Genomic DNA, 19,228 nt, shown 5'->3' with positions numbered 1-19,228 from the left:
CCACCAGGGCAAGCATCAGATTTATTACCCGTTAGAGGAACTCGTAGCTATATCGGAATCGGTCCAAATATCGGATTCAGTGGCGGCGATACTGCTCTAGCTGAAGGTGCCTTCACTATCTTTAGCAAAATTGGTATAACAAGAAACTTTTCTTTTCGTCCTGCTGCTGTATTTAGCGATAATGCTGTGTTTCTTCTGCCTGTAACATTTGACTTTCCAGTTAAACGAGTCACAGACTTTGAAGAAGAACAAATAAATTTTATTCCTTACGTTGGGGCAGGTGCGGCAATTTCCACAAGTGGAGATAACAGCGTCGGCTTTCTTCTGACTGGTGGTGTGGATGTGCCCTTATCACCTGAGTTTACCGCCACTGCTGGTTTAAACTTTGGTTTCCTCGATCAAACTGATGTCGGACTTATGTTCGGTATTGGTTACAATTTTTAACAAAAAGAACAGGCGCAGCCTGTTCTGCGTTCCTACTCTGTGGTCTTCTTCAATAAAAATAATATGCGTCAGATAGAAAACTCTGTACACTCGAGTGTTTTGAACGCACCTCATCCATGCTCGAAGAGTTGGATGAGGATTCTTTCGCTACGCAGCATTCAATTTCTTAGTCAACTTAATGGCTGGTGAGCGTTGCCTACACCTATTTGCCACAAAAACCATCACTTGATATTTATCCCAAAGACTTACCTGCCTTATCTCCTGCCATTTTCTAAGTTCGTCGAACTCACGTTAATAAAAAATAGAATTTTCTTAATCATAAATGAAAGTAATTTACAACCGCCTCCTAGTTAGTATAGTTGAGTAAAAAAAAGTATATTTTATAACATAATTTTGGGGAACGCTCCCTTTTAGGAAAACTTTTCGATTTACTGAATCTAACTTTATTGCGCTGCTTTTGACTAAATTCAAGCTTATAAGTTAATTGATAAACTCTTACTTGAACGCGTATCGTTGGCTGCAATCGCTCGTATCATCGGAGTATCATCAGGTTCTTTACAATACTCTCTAAATCAGAATAAATACTACCAAAAAATTTTCGTTTGTTTCACACAAGTGCATAAGTTGTCCTTACTCGCCCCTATAAGTTATAAGAGCGTAAAAGTGAATCTTGGAAGATAGACTCCCCATGAGCAAAACAGGTAGGTTTCACGTGTATCCTTCAAGTGCTGCCAATAGGGAAATTCTGGCATCGCAAATTTTCTTAACATAGTAGACCTCTTGCAAAAGTCGAAAAGTTGTGGATGTCATTCTGAGTGAAACCCTTCGCTCCGCTCGAGGGCAGGCTCCGTGTAGCGTATCTCCTCCGGAAACGCTACGAAGAGCGCCTTGGCGCGGCGTTAACGTTCGCGCAGCGTCTGTGCAGGAGATACGGCACGCTATGCGTTACTTTGGCGTGCGCTATGCGAACGCTCAACATGACATGTCAAGCATTTTTGCAAGACGTCTAGTAGATGGCTCAAGCATGCTCTTTACTACAGTGAGGTAAACAATGGCAGTAGGTTCCTCAAACCACAATCTAATGACTGATGACAAAGATTTACAGTCTTTAGATTTACAAAATTTCTGTCAATTACAAACTGAACTGCTAACAACTCAATCTCCTATTTTTTTTGCTCGAATCGTTTATCATGATTTAGTGACTAAAGATTTTCAGGAGGTTATGAGTCTCAATCAAAGACACCTTCCTGTTTCCCAAATGGTTTTGACATATTTGAGAGAGGAAACATGGTTAACTAACTTTCCTAATGCTTTAACATTAAATGAATTAAATTTAGATTTTTTAATATCATCAAAATTTTATTTTTGCCCTTTAAGATATAGAAATCACAAACCAGAGTACATTCAAATCTTTGCTGAAACATCTCTTTCAGAAAGCCTACAAGAACAGGTGAGAAAAACTGCTTTGATCCTGACAAAGTATTTCGATCTATTTTTTGAGTCTGAAAGACAAAAGGCTGAAATTCTACTGCTAGAACAAACTATTCAACGTGCAAGTCATCAGTTACGTAACTCCTTGTCATTAATTGATCTCTATGCCCAAAACTTATGCTTTGGATTGAAAGATAATTCTTACCAAGAAGAACAAGCAAGAGTCATTCGTGATTCTGTACAGGAGTTAGACACTAATTTAAATGAACTTATCTATTGTGGTCAGAGTACAAAATTAAGAATCTCTCTCCAAGATTTGAAAAGTATAGTCACGGAAAGTCTTCAGGGATTAAAACCTTTGATTGATAACAAGCAACTAAAAATATGCTTGCCAGAAAACTCTACCACACTGGTAGTTGACCGATTGCAAATGAAGCAAGTGTTTGATAATTTACTGAGCAATACTGTTCATTTCAGTCCTCAATTTGGAACTATAGTTTGTAGCTGGCAAATTTTTAAAAATGAAGTTCTTATTAAAATATCCGATCAAGGTATAGGCTTATCTCAAGAGGATCTCCAAAAGATGTTTACCCCCTTTTATTCTCGTCGTGTGGGCGGTACAGGCTTAGGTTTAACTATTGCAAAGAAAATTGTTCTTGACCATCACGGCTGTTTATACGCAGATAATCTACCAACAGGTGGCGCACAATTTTCCATAGTTTTACCTCGTTCTATAACTACCTAGAGAAGATTTTTGTGGCTACTACTCAAAAAGTTTTGCATAACTGTTTGGAGAGGATTTTCTATGACTACTACTCAAAAAGTGTTGATTGTGGATGATGAACAGCGCTTCCGCCAAGGATTACGCACTCTCCTCAATTTTTATAATGTCAATGCTTCTCTATCTATAGAAGTTGTGGGTGAAGCTGCTAGTTTAGAGCAAGTTTTAAAGCTGACGATTCAACATAATCCAAATCTCATACTGCTAGACTTAGAATTAGTGTCATCTGACGGTATTTCGGTCCTTATAGGTTTAAAAGAGATATCGTATGCTGGCAAAGTTTTAGTCTTATCAGCACATCAAGAAGATAACTGGATTTACCGTGCAATGCAAGCAGGTGCAGCTGGTTATATTTTTAAAAGTCGCTTAGTCATTCAACTGTATGAAGCTATTGATAAAGTGATAAAATCTGAAGTTTATTTCCCTGCAGAGGTTGCTAACGGTTTTTTTCGCCATTTCCAAGCTAAGTCAGAATCTGATTTCAAAGCATGCCAAAAATTACATCTAACAGAAAGAGAACAAGAAGTTTTGTATTGGTTAGCTCAGGGTGCTTCTAATGAAGAGATTGCTAAAAAATTATATGTCACAGTAGCAACAGTTAAGGCACATCTCACGAGTATTTTTGAAAAATTAAAGGTGACCAGTCGTACTCAAGCTATTGTAACTGCTATAAAATTAGGGATAGTACAGGCATAACACGTTCTGTTAAAGTAAAAAGATAAAATAAGTTCTAAGTTAAAAAGTTTCCAAACACTATAGCAATCCTAAATCATAAGCCCTACGGGCACGCTGCGCGAACATGAGAAATTTGGAAACAATTGGGCGAATCGAATTTGCTACTACACAAACTAAGTCCACTTACGTGGACATAATAAAATAACCTGTACAAGCGGGTAAAGTCTCGTGTAACCGCGATTTATAATCGCTATCCTTGAACAAAATGTTACATTGAAACGAGAGCTTTAATCTACGTATTCTCTCACGATTCAATTCGGACTGCTATAGCTGAGCTTAAATTTTGCAATCAAAGCTTTGTTTGCTTAAGACAGTAACTCAAAACATATAATCTTTATGCCCTCAATTCAGTATTTTTATAAGGAATATCGATGCTCTAGCAATGCTCCCTTGAGTTGCGATCTCCCAGGAGCAACAGCGCGGGAAGTAAAAGGGGCTAAGTTTTGTCTGGAGTGCGGTTTTCCAGCAATCTTACCCCATAAAGCAGAAATCAAAGGCTCTAGGGGTATATATCAAGTAACAAGTTATTTAGGAGTGCGGGGTTTAGGACGCTTGTACTCAGGCATACAATTGACTGATAGCGAACCTGTACTTATAAAGGAATATCTGCTACCTAACAAGAGTTTTAATGAAGAAGAAACTCGCCAACGTCAAGAGACTTTTAAACGTGTGGCAGGAGTTAGTTTAGCAGATGGGAGAGTTCAAAATTTTCGTCTCATCAATCCTTGGGAGGCAATTGCTGATCAACAACGAGAATGCTGTTATGCAATTATGAAAAGGGTGGAAACATTCCAAACTTTAAATGATTTTTTAGTGAAAAAAAAAGAACCAATGCCAGCATCTCAAGTACGTGAGGTGCTCAATCAAACCTTGCAAACCTTAGAATTTATCCATACTCAAAAACTGCGCCTCCCTTCAAACCAAACACTGTCTCAACTGGCTCATGGTAATATCAATTTAGATAGCGTCTTAATTCAAGAAGAAGGTCATCAGCAGCTTTATGTGTACCTGTGTGATTTGGCTCTGTGGGAAGAATTATTTATTCCACCTTCTATTAGATCTCAACCTTCAAATCCAAAACCTCAGCAAGATTTAGAAGCGTTGGCACAAGTCGCCTTTTATTTATGGGTAGGACAAACACGGAATGTCGATCCAAGAAATGATGAACATTGGCCTAATAGCAATCGCCACTTAAAGAAATTTTTGCATCGCTTAATAGGGATTGATAATCCATTTGAAAGTGCGCTACAAGCCCGGGAAGCTTTATTAGCACTACCTAAAGAGCAACAGAACAGCAGTTCTGCACCACTTGTTGTTGATGAAGAGCAAGAAAGAAGCTTCCGCAAACTCTTCTTGATTATATTAGGAATTTTGACATTGGTATTGATGGGAGGGGGAGGATGGTTCTGGTGGAAATATAGCTCAAGCAACCAGCAGCTTGAATCCTCGCTCCAATCTGAGTCTAATTTTGCAAGTATCGCTGGTGTTGAGCCAGGAGAGTATACCTACATAGGAGAAAGAGATAGTACGTGGAGTCATATTTTGAGAAAAGGTGTTGATAATAACAAATTAGAAGATATATTGAAACAACCCAAAAAAGATACAAAGTTTAATTATCAGTCTGTAGCATCATTAGATATACGAAAAGAGGGTAATTTTATAGACAAAGAAACAAAAAGTAAACCAATACAAGAGGTCAAGTCAGGTAAGAAAAACTTTGCGATTACTAGTTTAGAAGATCAAGTGACAGATGAGTTTGAGAAAAAGCAGATTGCTTATGATGGTTTATTTATTTATGTAGTAGGTAGTAAAAAAGGCGGAAATCTTGCCAAACCTCTTAATGGGAAAATTAGTCTTGAGTCTTTACGTAAAATTTATACAGGCGAAATCACTAATTGGAAGCAGTTAAGCGAACTCGACCTTCCCATAGAACCTTATGCTCCAACAGAACTCGAAGCAATACGCTTATTTCAAAAGAAAGTACTCAAAGATGATGCGGACTTAATCAACAAGTTTAACAGAACCATCACTCGGGATCGTTTCCAATCTACAGGGGATACTTTGAAATTAGTTTATGAAAAGTTTGACAAGGAAAAGGGGCAAACTGGTATCATTGGTTTCGGTGTAATCAGTAAATTTTTAGGTCAGTGTAGGGGTTATCCCCTTGCTATAGTTGACGACAATAACCGCGCTACTCAGGCTTTGTTGCAGCCTAACGATCAACCCATAAATCCTGAGGAGTATCAGAGATGCTCCAAAGGTACAGCATATTACCCCAATGTTCAAGCATTTGAATCAAAGAGCTACGCTTTGGGCTATCCTGTATTTGTTGTGTACCTTAAAGACAACCGCCCCCCAGCTGTTGCTGCTTCCAAATTTGCTGATATGTTAACTACCTTTCAAGGTCAATGTCTACTGAGTAAAGTAGAGCTTGTTCCTTTGAAAGCGATGCAAAAAGAATATCGATCCCATGTCTGCCAATCGATGCCCTAATTCTAAATGTGAATATTTTAATCGCGTCCTACCCAACAATGCTAAAGTTTGCCCTATGTGCGGGACTCCGTTAGGTAATGCGATCGCTCCCAAATCTAGTACACCACCTAATACATCGTCTCCCCCAAAAGTAGTCAACCAAACTGATTATCCAGCCTCTATCAATCCACCTTCTTATCAATCTTCTTCAGTTCCTTATGTAGAACAGCCACCTCCACCTTTACCGCCACCGTCACCACCTGCTTATCCACCACCCGCAGCCCCATCTGCTTACCCACCATCCGCAACCCCATCTGCTTATCCATCATCCGCAACCCCATCTGCTTACCCACCACCAAGTTCTCCTCGTCCAGTGCTCAGACTCATGCATTCATCTGGACGAGAATTTCGCTTTTTTAGAGAAGATGGTTATATTGGTCGCCGTTCACAAATGAGTGGGAGAATACCAGAAATTGATCTATTTGGTATTCCCAATGAGGGTGTAGTTTCTCGTGCTCATGCTCGAATTTATTGGGATGCAAACCAAAATGCTTACATTATAATTGATAACAGCCGAAATGGTACTTATCTTAATGGCAATTTTCTTGCCTCTGGGGTTCCTTACCGCCTCAGTAATGGTGATTTATTGCAACTGGGGCAAAATAATTTGGTCACTTTTACAGTTTCGGTAATTTTTTAATAGAGAGATCAAACCATCCGTACACTCACAACAGGGTTAGCATTGCCTATCTTAAATTTCCTGCCACTGCCCCTATTCTCCTATCTCCCCACGCATAAGCTGTTACGCCTATAAGTTGCACTCTGGTGAGCGAGGGAATGAGAGAGTGAGGGAGAGGGTTTGACGTTTTTGTTCAAAGTAAAAAATATGCAGATTAAAAGCGCGACAGCTTACTTTGTCGATTAAGTTGGCATTTATTCGACCTTTGGCTAATTTTACTTCTGATGCAATGCCTCTAGCCTTGAATTGAGAACGCATTGTTTCAGTTATGGACTCCAATAAAAGAAAAATAAGAAAATTTTTAGATTCTCCATCATCAATTGGAGAAATAGGTGGTGTTGGTGGATACGCAGCAACTTCGGTAAGATCCGCGCATTTCCAAGCAGTCGTAACAGTAAGAGATTATTTTACTGACGAGATGTTTTTAAACCAGCTTACAGATCGTGTATATGAACTTTTAGTGGAAGACTTACAATTGCAAAGGGAGAGGATTATAAATTATGGTCAATAGAGGTGTCTATAATGGTTAATGGTAAGAAAGGTAATAAAAGTAATAAAAGTAGTAATGCTAGTAATGCTAGTAATGCTAGTAATGGTAATGTTAATCATGAACTCAATTATGTTACTACTAATCGTTTTTATGTAGAAATAGACAGCACTATTGCTGCATCTTTTACTGAATGTTCGGGCTTGGGTTTTCAGATTCAAAAAAATGTTTTTCACGAAGGTGGTGTCAACGACCAGCAACGTGTTTACTTAGGTCATATAGAATTTACAGACGTTACTCTCAAACGTGGCATCACAGATAATCTTGGTTTTTTGAATTGGGCTACTAAAATTTTTGATGAACAGAATGGTGAGAACAATCTTCGGCAAAATGTCAACATTTTGGTTTTCAACCAAGCAGGTGAAACAATGCAAAGCTGGACTCTCATTGGTGCTATTCCTATAGGCTGGAAATCTTCAGATCTTCAGGCAGATGGAAGTTCAGTTGCTATTGAAGAACTCACTTTAGCATATGAAGGTTTAAAAGTTGCCAAACAAGGAGGCGGCGGTAATCCTACCACACGGTCTAAATCGGGCTTTTTCACCTCTAACTAGTTTCAATTTATTCACCTCAACTATGCAGATCGTTCAATTTCAACTAGGAATAAAATCTTCTCCACTTGGATCGAATAGTTATTTAGGTATTGCTAATAGTGTTTTTTTACAGAAAAAATCTAGTTTATTACATTCATTAAATTTTATAAAGCCATTAACAATTCTAAAACCCTTGTCGGCACCAGCGGACTTATTAATGGGAAGCGAAAAGAGCAAAGTTCTCAGAAGCTGGGATGATTTTGATACTGCTTTAGATACTGATTTATTAAGCCAATCAACAAATTTTAAATTTGAGGATTTGGATAAAAATCTAGAAAATTTTAATATCAATAATATTGAAAAGCCGAAAAATCTCAAAAAGAGTTCACAAAAAACTATTACTAGTGATAGTTATGAGAAAAATGTTATTTCTTCAGAGTTGCTAAATCAGAAAAATACTAAGTCTAAAAAACAAACTAAAGCTCAACTTAAAACAAACTCTACGGCTAAATCTAAAAAGGCAACCAAGAAAAACTCTGCCAAGAAGGTTGAGCCTGAAGTTACGCAGCGATCCCTCAAAGCGGAACAAAAGATTGCCCCCAATTCTCCAACTGTTGTACCTACACCAGAAACATTAACTCCAGTTGAACAATCAAATCTACCACTACCTCTGACCACACAAACACAAACAACACTGCCAGCGCAACCCAATCTAGATAGCACAAGTACTTCAACATCAGTGCAAAATCCACCAGTGCTACCAACAGTTACGAGTTCACATATTAGTGATGAATCAAAACCGGCATCCACACCAGAACAAAAGATTGCCTCCGATTCTCCAACTGTTGTACCCACACCAGAAACATTAACTCCAGTTGAACAATCAAATCTACCATTACCTCTGACCACACAAACGCAAACAACACTGCCGGCGCAACCCAACGTAGAGAGCACAAGTACCGAAACATCACAACAAATTCCGCCAGTCACACCAACACTCATTACACCAGACGTAAATAACAAGTCAGAACCAACTCTTATATCTAGTGCATCAACAACTGCCCCACCCACTTTGGGAAATGAATCCACACTGATGCGGCAGTCTCTCAACCAAGAACAAGGGATTGCCCCCGATTCTCCAACTGTTGTACCCACACCAGAAACATTAACTCCAGTTGAACAATCAAATCTACCACTACCTCTGACCACACAAACACAAACAACACTGCCAGCGCAACCCAATCTAGATAGCACAAGTACTTCAACATCAGTGCAAAATCCACCAGTGCTACCAACAGTTACGAGTTCACATATTAGTGATGAATCAAAACCGGCATCCACACCAGAACAAAAGATTGCCTCCGATTCTCCAACTGTTGTACCCACACCAGAAACATTAACTCCAGTTGAACAATCAAATCTACCACTACCTCTGACCACACAAACACAAACAACACTGCCAGCGCAACCCAATCTAGATAGCACAAGTACTGAAACATCACAACAAATTCCGCCAGTCACACCAACACTCATTACACCAGACGTAAATAACAAGTCAGAACCAACTCCTATATCTAGTGCATCAACAACTGCCTCACCCACTTTGGGCGAGCAACCCACGCTCATGCGGCAGTCTCTCAAAGCGGAACAAAAGATTGCCCCCAATTCTCCAACTGTTGTACCCACACCAGAAACATTAACTCCAGTTGAGCAATCAAATCTACCACTACATCTGACTACACAAACACAAACAACACACTCATCTCAACCGAGTCTTTCAGATCTACCACTACATCTGACTACACAAACACAAACAACACTGCGAGCGCAACCGAACGTAGATAGCACAAGTACTTCAACATCAGTGCAAAATCCACCAGTGCTACCAACAGTTACGAGTTCACATGTCGGTGAAGAATCAAAACCGGCATCCACACCAGAACAAAAGATTGCCTCCGATTCTCCAACTGTTGTACCCACACCAGAAACATTAACTCCAGTTGAACAATCAAATCTACCATTACCTCTGACCACACAAACGCAAACAACACTGCCGGCGCAACCCAACGTAGAGAGCACAAGTACCGAAACATCACAACAAATTCCGCCAGTCACACCAACACTCATTACACCAGACGTAAATAACAAGTCAGAACCAACTCTTATATCTAGTGCATCAACAACTGCCCCACCCACTTTGGGAAATGAATCCACACTGATGCGGCAGTCTCTCAACCAAGAACAAGGGATTGCCCCCGATTCTCCAACTGTTGTACCCACACCAGAAACATTAACTCCAGTTAAGCAATCAAATCTACCACTACATCTGACTACACAAACACAAACAACACTGCGAGCGCAACCCAATCTAGATAGCACAAGTACTTCAACATCAGTGCAAAATCCACCAGTGCTACCAACAGTTACGAGTTCACATATTAGTGATGAATCAAAACCGGCATCCACACCAGAACAAAAGATTGCCTCCGATTCTCCAACTGTTGTACCCACACCAGAAACATTAACTCCAGTTGAACAATCAAATCTACCATTACCTCTGACCACACAAACGCAAACAACACTGCCGGCGCAACCCAACGTAGAGAGCACAAGTACCGAAACATCACAACAAATTCCGCCAGTCACACCAACACTCATTACACCAGACGTAAATAACAAGTCAGAACCAACTCTTATATCTAGTGCATCAACAACTGCCCCACCCACTTTGGGAAATGAATCCACACTGATGCGGCAGTCTCTCAACCAAGAACAAAAGATTGCCCCCAATTCTCCAACTGTTGTACCCACACCAGAAACATTAACTCCAGTTGAACAATCAAATCTACCACTACCTCTCACCGTAGAGGCACAACCTCAACCCAGCATTTTAGATTTATCCAATAATGTCACTGCACAGACGCAAACAACACAACCTTCTCAACCCAGCCGACATAAACCAACCGCTGAAACATCACAACAAATTCCGCCAGTAACACCAACAGTCATTACACCAGACGTAAATAACAAGTCAGAACCAACTCCTGTACCGGGTGTATTAACAACTACCCCACCCATTTTGGGGAATGAATCTACAGTGATGCGGCAGTTCCTCAATGCGGAACAAGGGATAGGTTCCGATGCATCAGTTGGTGCTTCAGATGTACTCAACAATGTCACTGCACAGACGCAAATAACACAACCTTTTCAACCCAGCCAACATAAACCAACTGCTGAGACATCACAACAAATTCTGCCAGTAACACCAACAGCCATACCTGATGTATCAACAACTACCCTATCCACTTTAGGAGACGAATCTACAGTGGTGGAGCAAGACCTAATAGGGGATTTCCCGAATGAATCATCTCCAAAAAACCCCACTTTTGATAATCTGCTAGCGCCCACAGGTTTTGCAACTGGGGGTCAGGTAGTGACTACCCAGGTTCAAGGTAGCCAGAGTATAGCGCCCTCCGATACGGTTGCTGCTATGCTGACTCCTGGAGAGTTTGTCATTAATGCCCAGGACACACAGAAAAATCTTACTCTCCTAGAACATATAAATAGTGGGGGAAGACCAGAGAATTTTATTTCCCCTAAAGAGATCCCAAATTCACAAGATGAAGAAAAGTCAGCTTTAGCTTCAGATCATTCTATTCATACCAATTATTATAATCAAACTTTAATACAAAGGGAAAGTTTAGATGCTACTTCACCTACAACATCTCATGCACTGATTTCATCGTCAATCGGTCAGGAAATTGTTGAAAAACAAAATCTTTCAAGATCTACTTTTATTCAGGCTTATACAAAAGAAAATACTAGAACAAAAGTGGGTAAACACTCAGAGCAATATTCATTGCCTAATTTAGTTTTCCAACAATCAACTCCTGCTACTAACTCTCCCTCTGAAACAGCACCTTCCCAGTGGTCAAGTGTTGAAGAATTACTAAGCGGCAGTACCAATCAATCTACAGCATTTGATTCAGAACCTGTAAAATATAGTAGGAAAAATTTAAAAGTTCCTACAGTTTCAAAATCGCCAAAAACTACGATTAGGCGAAAAGCCGTGTTACAAGGTTTTGCTAACGGAGGAGAAGTCTCTCCACGCGAGGAGATTACATCATCCAATGGAGCCGTTCCATCCGATATTGATACAGAAGCGCAACCCATAACACAAACTATAAAAAGCTTTTTTTGTTCTCCTCCAACTGAAGATAAAATTGCTGATGATATCGAAACTCTTGCACGAGAAATATATAACAGATTGCGCCAACGATTGGAAATTGAAAGAGAAAGACATGGTAATGGCATATACTCAGGTCGCCTACCCTGGTAATTATCAATAATAGTAATATAAGCTAAAGAAATGCCACCTCAACCAAAGAATCCTCCAAAAACTCCACCGACTAATCAACCAAAGAATCCTCCAAAAACTCCACCGACTAATCAACAATCAAAGAATTCTCCAAAAACTCCACCGACTAATCAACAATCAAAGAATTCTCCAAAAACTCCACCGACTAATCAACCTAATAATGGTGCAAAAACACAGCTTGCAGAACCCAATCAACTGAACCCGCAGCTTGCAAAAGCAACACTAATGGCATGTAATAATGAAGCTCCAGATATTGAAGTCATGTTTAATCCAACTGAAATTAGCTTCTCGCGAAGTGTTAACTGGACATCCCAAGACGGTAACAGAGGAACATCTCTATTGCCAAAGATAAACTTTTCTGGAGTTCAGCCATATCAATTAACTCTTCAACAGCTATTATTTGACACTTATGAAACGAAAGAATCAGTATTGACGAAATATATAGACGATATTAAAAAAGGTGTAGAAACTATTCAGAGTGGAGACGACCAGCGTCCCCCAGTCTATATATTTATGTGGGGAGACAACAAGTATTTTCCCTGTGTCATTGACAGTTTAACCTACACACTAACCATGTTTTTAACTGATGGTACACCTGTCAGAGCACTGGTCGATATTCAACTACGAGAAGTAGACAAAAGCGATGTTCCACCCAGCCAGGGACCTGGTGATCCAAAGGGCGGTGGTCCACGGGGCGGTGGTCCACGGGGCGGTGGTCCAAAGGGCGGTGGTCCAAAGGGCGGTGGTCCAAAGGGCGGTGGTCCAAAGGGCGGTGGTCCACGGGGCGGTGGCCCACGCAGTAAGCGGTAACGTGTTCAAGTAATTTGCATAAAATGTAAATCAGATAAACTTGGGTATTTACCGCTATGTCTGCTAAAGAATACCTGACTCAATCGTAAAAAGGAAATCTATAAAAAGCCCTTTTAAAGTTTTTTCTTGTTTACCAAACTATCATTTTAATTAAGAGTTATGCCTGCAAAAGAAAGCCTTTATTTATCTATTCCGAGAATACAATTGTCGAGTGCTGGCGGTAGTCGTTGGCAAACAGCTTCTCCTGAATTAATGAAGGATTTTTTGCAAATCATTGTAGAAGAAAGCCTTCATGCACCAGCAATGTTTACATTGGTGATACACAATAGTTATCTTCCCACTAGCCCACGCCCAGAATACCAACCTTGGCGACATGAAAAATTGTTTGAAATTGGTAACAAAGTCAAAATAGGTTTCGTTTCCAGTACTACTCAAGATCCTAATTTTGACGACGAACTGGAAGAATATCTAATCGAAGGTGAAATTACAGGAATTGAAGTTAGCTTTAACGAGAAATCAGAGGCTCCCATTATTGTTCGCGGTTACGATATTTCCCATCGTCTCCATAGAGGTCGTCATAATTATTCATATTTAAACATGAGTGATACCGAAATAGTAAAGGATATTGCAACGCGAACAGGGATAACTATGAACAGGTGCGATAACAGCGGTCAGAAGCATGAATATGTCTTTCAAGAAAACCAAACTCATATGGAGTTTCTGCGGGAAAGAGCCGCTCGCATTGGATACGAGCTGTATGTACAAGACAATCAACTGAATTTTTGTAAGCCAGCTAGTCAAAGCTCATTACAACTCAAATGGCTAGATGAGATTAATAGTTTCAAAACCCGTATTACTAGTGCTCAACAGGTAAGTTCTGTAGAGGTACGTAGTTGGGACTATACTCAGAAACAAGCAATCTCCGAAACAGCTACATCAGAAAATGTAGTCACACAGACGGGTAGCGCTCTAGGAAGTGTTGCTATTGACAACTTTAATCTTAAAGAGCCATCCAAAATAACAGTAGTAGATCAACCTGTGTCTACTGCCCAAGAAGCACAGGCAATGGCTCAGGCGTTGTGTGATGAACTAGGAGGAGAATTTATTTATGCAGATGCAAAATCTGTGGGTAATCCCAACATTAGACCTGGACGAGTTGTAACTATCGACGGTTTAGGCGATCGCTATAGCGGTGAATATTACGTTACAGAAACACGTCATATATATAGCGGAAGGGTTTATCACACTGAATTTAGTGTAAGAGGACTACGTAGTGGAAGTTTATTTTCAACTATTTCGACACCCGTGCGCTTACAGCCTGGTCAAACTTTTCTGGTTGGCATTGTCACTGATAATAACGATCCTCAAGGCATGGGCAGAGTTAAAGTCTATTTCCCAACTCTGACGCCACCAGACCAACCGGGATCGAGCAAGCCTAACATGCCTGGTGTTGGTCCGGGTAATAAAGTTAGTCCAGGTAATAAAGTTGGTTCAGGTAATAAAGCTGGTCAGGTGGAAGAACATGAAAGTTACTGGGCTAGGGTTGTGGCTATAGGAGCCGGTCAATACCAGAAGGGGTTTGACTGTTTACCTGAAGTAAATGATGAAGTTTTGGTAGGTTTTGAGCATGGCGATATCCATCGTCCTTATATCATTGGTGGAGTCTGGAATGGAAAGGACAACATCCCAACACCGGTGGCAGAAAGTGTCATTACTCAACAAAATATGGTTAGTGTTAGGGAAACTATACCCAAACCTAAAAAAATTCTAGCCAAACCTGATGCCGGGAAGAAACCAGGTAACGTGAGATTGCGTACCTTTGAGACGCGTACCGGACATACCCTACAGTTTATAGAAGAGGATAAAGGATCGAGTCACACTGGTATCCGCATTGAAACCGCTCAGGGTCATAAAATCTATCTGAATGATAGTCAGAAACAAATAGAAATCATAACCGAAGGTGGGCATTCGATTACGATGAATGACTCTCCTGGCAAGGTTTTTACAGAAATAAAAACCAAAGGTGGGCATTCCATTAAGATGAATGACTCTCCTCCCAAGATTTCTACAGAAATCACAACCCAAGGTGGGCATTCGATTACGATGAATGACTCTCCTCCTAATGTTTCTACAGAAATAAGAACCAAATTAAGACATTTTATCAAGTTGACGGATACTCCTGTTCCAAAAATTGTCGTGAATTCTATGGGGTTGTTATACTTACGAGGTAAAAATGTCCGTATTTATTCTGACGGTGCAATTACATCCAATCGCCCAGTTGTTCCATTGCCAGCATCACCTGAAGATCCAATGGCATTAACTTAAGAAATTTCCAAATTGAGGTTCTAGACTTTTGGCGAATAGGCTTATATCCTTCTTGCCGATATCTTAAAAAAATGTACTAGCAAGGGCTGCCTTATGCCAGATGTAATTGATAGTCAGGAACAAGACTATTTAGGAAGGGGCTGGGCTTTCCCGCTGCATGTTAGCTTACAAGGGGGACTACAGCTTAGCTCTTACGAACAAAAGATTAAGGAAGCTATTTGGATCATCTTACGCACTGAGGTGGGTGAGCGGGTGTATCGACCTGAATTTGGCTCGCGCTTGTCAGAACTGGTGTTTGCACCATTGAATAGCAAAACTTTGATCCAAATACGGATGTATGTTTTAGAAGCGTTGCAGGTTTGGGAACCTCGCATTGTTGTCGATGAAGTGCTAACCGATTCAGATCCGGTGCGGGGCAGAATAGATATCATCATCAATTATCGTCTGAAAGACGAATATGACATTTACAGCTTTGTCTATCCCTTTTATCTAGCTTCAGCAGTGGAGTAAGTGTGGAATTCGATTTTTTACCTAAATTGCCTAATTCTAATCTGGACGATCGCACCTTTGATGAATTAGTAGAAGAGTGTGTTCTGCGAATTCCGCGCTACTGCCCAGAGTGGACAGATCACAACTTGAGTGATCCGGGAATTACACTGATTGAATTATTTGCTTGGTTGACAGACCAAATGTTGCTGAGGTTCAACCAAGTTCCGCGTAAAAATTATGTTGCTTTTTTAGAATTACTGGGGATACGCCTACAGCCCCCAGCTCCAGCACGAACAGATATTACTTTTTATCTCACAACGTATCCTTCAGAAACATATATTATTCCGACTGGGTTACAAGTGGCAACCTTGGGAACTGAAACGATGGAAGCAGTCGTTTTCAGTACTGACTCTCCTTTGCTAATCGGCAAACCCAGTCTGCGGCACTTTTTAACATCTCAAACTACGGAAGACTCTCCTCTAATTTTGCGCGATCAAGTCACCAACCAATGGACGCGTCAACCAGATGGTACGTGGTTCGGCAACGAACAACTTCTTTTTGAAGAAAACCCGCAGCCCGGTAACTGCTTTTACCTTGTCATGGAACCAAATGAACCCATAGAAGGAAATGTTTTATCAATCACGTTTCAAGGAGCAGCTGCATCGCCAACTGGTATCAATCCTAATCAACCACCTCGTCGATGGGAAGCGTGGGATGGTAAAAAATGGCAACCAGTTTTGTTGCAAGAAGCCGATGATGCAACGCGGGGCTTCAGTTTTCATGAAATTGCAGAACTTGATGACGATCCCGCTCAAATAGCAGATGTTATTCTCCATCTACCTCTAAGTTGGCCAGTAGCAAGCTTTACCACTTATAGAGGTCGTTGGATACGCTGCGTTTTAACAGAGCCAGAAGGTAATCAGCCCAGTTACAACAGTTCTCCAAGAATTATTAGTCTAGCAGTGGAATCGATTGGCGGTACAGTAAGGGCAAGTCACAGTACCCTGATCGAGGACGAACGCTTGGGAATCAGTGATGGCACGCCTGGTCAGATTTTTGAGTTGGAAGGGTCTGCGATTTTAGAGCGTCGAGAAGATGAGTATATTCTCGTGACTCCCCCTGGGGGTTTACCTCAGAGATGGCAAGAAGTTGCAGATTTTGCCGATTCTGATCCAGATGATCGCCATTACACAATTGATTCTCTCACAGGTACAGTCCAGTTTGGACCCCTAATTCGCGAACCTGACCAGTTAGAAAGAAAAACAAAAATTCGTTCTAAGATACAGCAGCCTCAGCCTTATGAATTAAGAACACAGGTGAACGATGCGGAACTGCGAGCCTTTGAACACCAATATGGCGCAATTCCTCCCCGAGGGTCAACAATCGTCATGGTTGCCTATCGCACGGGAGGAGGTCGCATAGGCAATGTCCAAAGTGGCACACTCCAGTTTTTAAGGTCAGGTTTTCCCTACGTTGCTAGTGCCATTAACCACAAACCAGCCACTAATGGCGCTGATGCTGAATCCTTGGAACAGGCTGTCTTAAGAGCACCTCGCATACTACGCACCCGCGATCGCGCCGTCACTGCTGAAGATTTTGAAGTCTTGGCACAACGTGCAGGTGCAGGCGCAGTGGCTCGCGTTCATTGTTTGCCAGCAACAGCTAGCACTGGTGGGGGAATAGTACGTTTGATTGTAGTACCACAGGCAAATACGGATGCGATCGCCCAAGGAGAAGGCATCGCCCCAGAAGCGTTTGTACTCCAACCCAGTCTCCAAGAACAGATTTTGGCATACTTAGATGACCGACGCCTGCTAGGAGTGCAAGTTTTACTTCAAGAACCCGATTATGTCGGTGTTTCCGTTCAGACAGAAATTGCTTTAGAACCTACTTATAATAACCCTCTCGCCCAACGAGAGATTGTGCTCAACTTACAGATTGCCTTGTATCAATTTTTAAATCCTCTGACTGGTGGTTTAGACAGTAAAGGATGGCCTTTTGGACGACCCGTGTATACCTCAGATATTATTGCCTTACTACAACAAATCCCTGGAGTGCGGTATCTCGGTCCAGTCCTGATGTTTCCAATACGTAAAAGCGGCGACACTTGGGTTCGTCAAAACTCCCCAGAGCAGATGATTGATCCAGGATTGTTAGGTTTGGTTTGTTCTTGGGCAGATAGCGGTTTGCGCTCAAGCCACACTATCAATTTTATCACTCGTTAAGAGTTGCTGCTGATATGGTTCAAATTGGAAGTTGGCAAAAAAGCATCGAGATTCAATTAACACCAATGCGAATTTCTGAGTCTGCACCTGTAGCTGGCTTAGATTTGGCTGATGCAGAAAATATAACAAATGCAACATTAGATACACCCGTTGGTTCCAATTTGGTACTTCATCCAGGAGAGCCTAACGAAATGATCTTGCAAGTCAAGAACTTGCTGCAACAGAGCATACGCTTAAGTTGGAGGATAGAAGGCGACTTTCCCATAGAATGGTGTCAACTGGGAACAGAGGGTAATGAACTTGTGCCTGGAGCGCAGATGGATGCTGTGCTTTATTTTCACGTTCCTGCTTCATTTTTTGAAGATCAAGAAGCACTCCGCGTTGGTAAAAAAGAAAAGTTAGAGCTAAATTATCGCAGTCGGGTTATTGTAAAAGTTGATCCAGGCACTGAGTACGAACAAATAGAAGAAGCTGATTTTGGTCTTTATATACGTCCTTACAGTGCTTACATGGAGTTTTTACCTCAAATGTATCATGAAGTAGACTTTATTGGTCGCTTCCTGAAAATTTTTGAGCAGACTTATCAACCAATCGTTGACAGTTTCAACACCATGTGGGCAAACCTTGACCCTTTGACAGCACCAAAAGCTTTATTACCGTTTTTAGCACATTGGGTAGGTTGGTCAGTTGAAGCTAGCTGGGAAATGCCTCAGCAACGCCGTTTGATTCGCCGTGCTGTAGAACTTTACCGTTGGCGTGGTACTCGTAATGGTTTGCGTCTGTATTTGCATCTCTATACAGGTTTACCATTAGATGAAGATTTGCCCGAATCTGATAAACGGATCGGTATCATTGAAGCATTTGGTCCGGGTTTTGTATTGGGGGCTGCAGATTTAGGAGAAAGAGCTGTTTTAGGAGGTGGAAAACCTTATCATTTTTCAGTGAGGTTGCGCCCCATCCATCCCAATAGTCTTGATGAAGAACTAGTACGACGTATTATTGACCAAGAAAAGCCCGCCTTCTGTACATATGACTTATCTATTGAAAATCCTGGGTAATATCGCAATTATACCCCACCCGCCTGACGGCACCCTCACGCTAGGTGCTACAACGGGGGGAACCCCAAGGCCAGATACTTACGGAGGGAAACCCTCCTGCAGTACTGGCTCCGCAACGCACTGGCTCCCCTTGCCAAGGTCATGGTGTATACACATCTCGCTCAAAACCTCACCCTCGCTTTCAGCTACGCTAAAATCTTTCCCTCTCCTTACCAAGGAGAGGGATGCCCGACAGGGCAGGGTGAGGTTCCGAGTAATTGT

General features: G+C 41.3%; 13 protein-coding genes and 2 pseudogenes. All 15 read left to right on the top strand.

The features are described 5' to 3' along the window. A partial coding sequence (locus DP114_RS33770) for a hypothetical protein (protein WP_172195420.1) occupies positions 1–444 on the top strand: 444 nt, incomplete at its 5' end. Positions 445–601: 157 nt separating this feature from the next. Beyond that, a pseudogene (locus DP114_RS36610) lies at positions 602–719 on the top strand (IS982 family transposase); the annotation flags it as partial. 205 nt (positions 720–924) lie between these two features. Further along, a pseudogene (locus tag DP114_RS36605) lies at positions 925–1,029 on the top strand (IS1 family transposase); the annotation flags it as partial. 466 nt (positions 1,030–1,495) lie between these two features. Next, the gene (locus DP114_RS33765) at positions 1,496–2,620 is read left to right on the top strand and encodes a sensor histidine kinase (RefSeq protein WP_169264131.1); all 1,125 of its coding nucleotides are present in this window, start codon (positions 1,496–1,498) and stop codon (positions 2,618–2,620) included. Between the two features lie 60 nt (positions 2,621–2,680). Continuing rightward, positions 2,681–3,352, top strand: coding sequence for a LuxR C-terminal-related transcriptional regulator (locus DP114_RS33760; RefSeq protein WP_169264130.1), 672 nt, complete (start codon positions 2,681–2,683; stop codon positions 3,350–3,352). 375 nt (positions 3,353–3,727) lie between these two features. Further along, the gene (locus tag DP114_RS33755; protein WP_169264129.1) at positions 3,728–5,884 is read left to right on the top strand and encodes a substrate-binding domain-containing protein; all 2,157 of its coding nucleotides are present in this window, start codon (positions 3,728–3,730) and stop codon (positions 5,882–5,884) included. Next, on the top strand, positions 5,862–6,563 hold the full coding sequence (locus DP114_RS33750) for an FHA domain-containing protein (RefSeq protein ID WP_171978409.1): 702 nt from the start codon (positions 5,862–5,864) through the stop codon (positions 6,561–6,563). Before DP114_RS33755 ends, DP114_RS33750 begins: the two co-directional genes overlap by 23 nt. Positions 6,564–6,870: 307 nt before the next feature. Then, positions 6,871–7,113: a hypothetical protein gene (locus tag DP114_RS33745; RefSeq protein WP_169264127.1), complete on the top strand. Its 243-nt coding sequence runs from the start codon at positions 6,871–6,873 to the stop codon at positions 7,111–7,113. An 11-nt stretch (positions 7,114–7,124) separates the two neighbouring features. Further along, complete coding sequence (locus DP114_RS33740; RefSeq protein WP_171978408.1) at positions 7,125–7,703, top strand: phage tail protein; 579 nt, start codon at positions 7,125–7,127, stop codon at positions 7,701–7,703. A gap of 196 nt (positions 7,704–7,899) precedes the next feature. Beyond that, the gene (locus DP114_RS33735; protein WP_172195418.1) at positions 7,900–12,021 is read left to right on the top strand and encodes a hypothetical protein; all 4,122 of its coding nucleotides are present in this window, start codon (positions 7,900–7,902) and stop codon (positions 12,019–12,021) included. A gap of 30 nt (positions 12,022–12,051) precedes the next feature. Then, complete coding sequence (locus DP114_RS34580; RefSeq protein WP_216670073.1) at positions 12,052–12,870, top strand: CIS tube protein; 819 nt, start codon at positions 12,052–12,054, stop codon at positions 12,868–12,870. Between the two features lie 159 nt (positions 12,871–13,029). Beyond that, a complete protein-coding gene (locus DP114_RS33725) occupies positions 13,030–15,195 on the top strand; it encodes a phage baseplate assembly protein V (RefSeq protein ID WP_169264124.1) in 2,166 nt (721 codons plus the stop codon). Positions 15,196–15,288: 93 nt separating this feature from the next. After that, the gene (locus DP114_RS33720) at positions 15,289–15,705 is read left to right on the top strand and encodes a GPW/gp25 family protein (protein ID WP_169264123.1); all 417 of its coding nucleotides are present in this window, start codon (positions 15,289–15,291) and stop codon (positions 15,703–15,705) included. A gap of 2 nt (positions 15,706–15,707) precedes the next feature. Continuing rightward, entirely contained in the window at positions 15,708–17,909 is a 2,202-nt protein-coding gene (locus DP114_RS33715) for a putative baseplate assembly protein (protein ID WP_169264122.1), read from the top strand. Positions 17,910–17,923: 14 nt separating this feature from the next. Beyond that, complete coding sequence (locus DP114_RS33710; RefSeq protein WP_169264121.1) at positions 17,924–18,967, top strand: phage tail protein; 1,044 nt, start codon at positions 17,924–17,926, stop codon at positions 18,965–18,967. The last annotated feature ends 261 nt before the right edge of the window (positions 18,968–19,228 follow it).

Origin of the sequence: Brasilonema sennae CENA114 (assembly GCF_006968745.1) — a bacterium.
Taxonomy (GTDB): domain Bacteria; phylum Cyanobacteriota; class Cyanobacteriia; order Cyanobacteriales; family Nostocaceae; genus Brasilonema; species Brasilonema sennae.
Note: the sequence above shows the minus strand (reverse complement) of the source record. Positions and strands in the feature narration are given on the sequence as shown.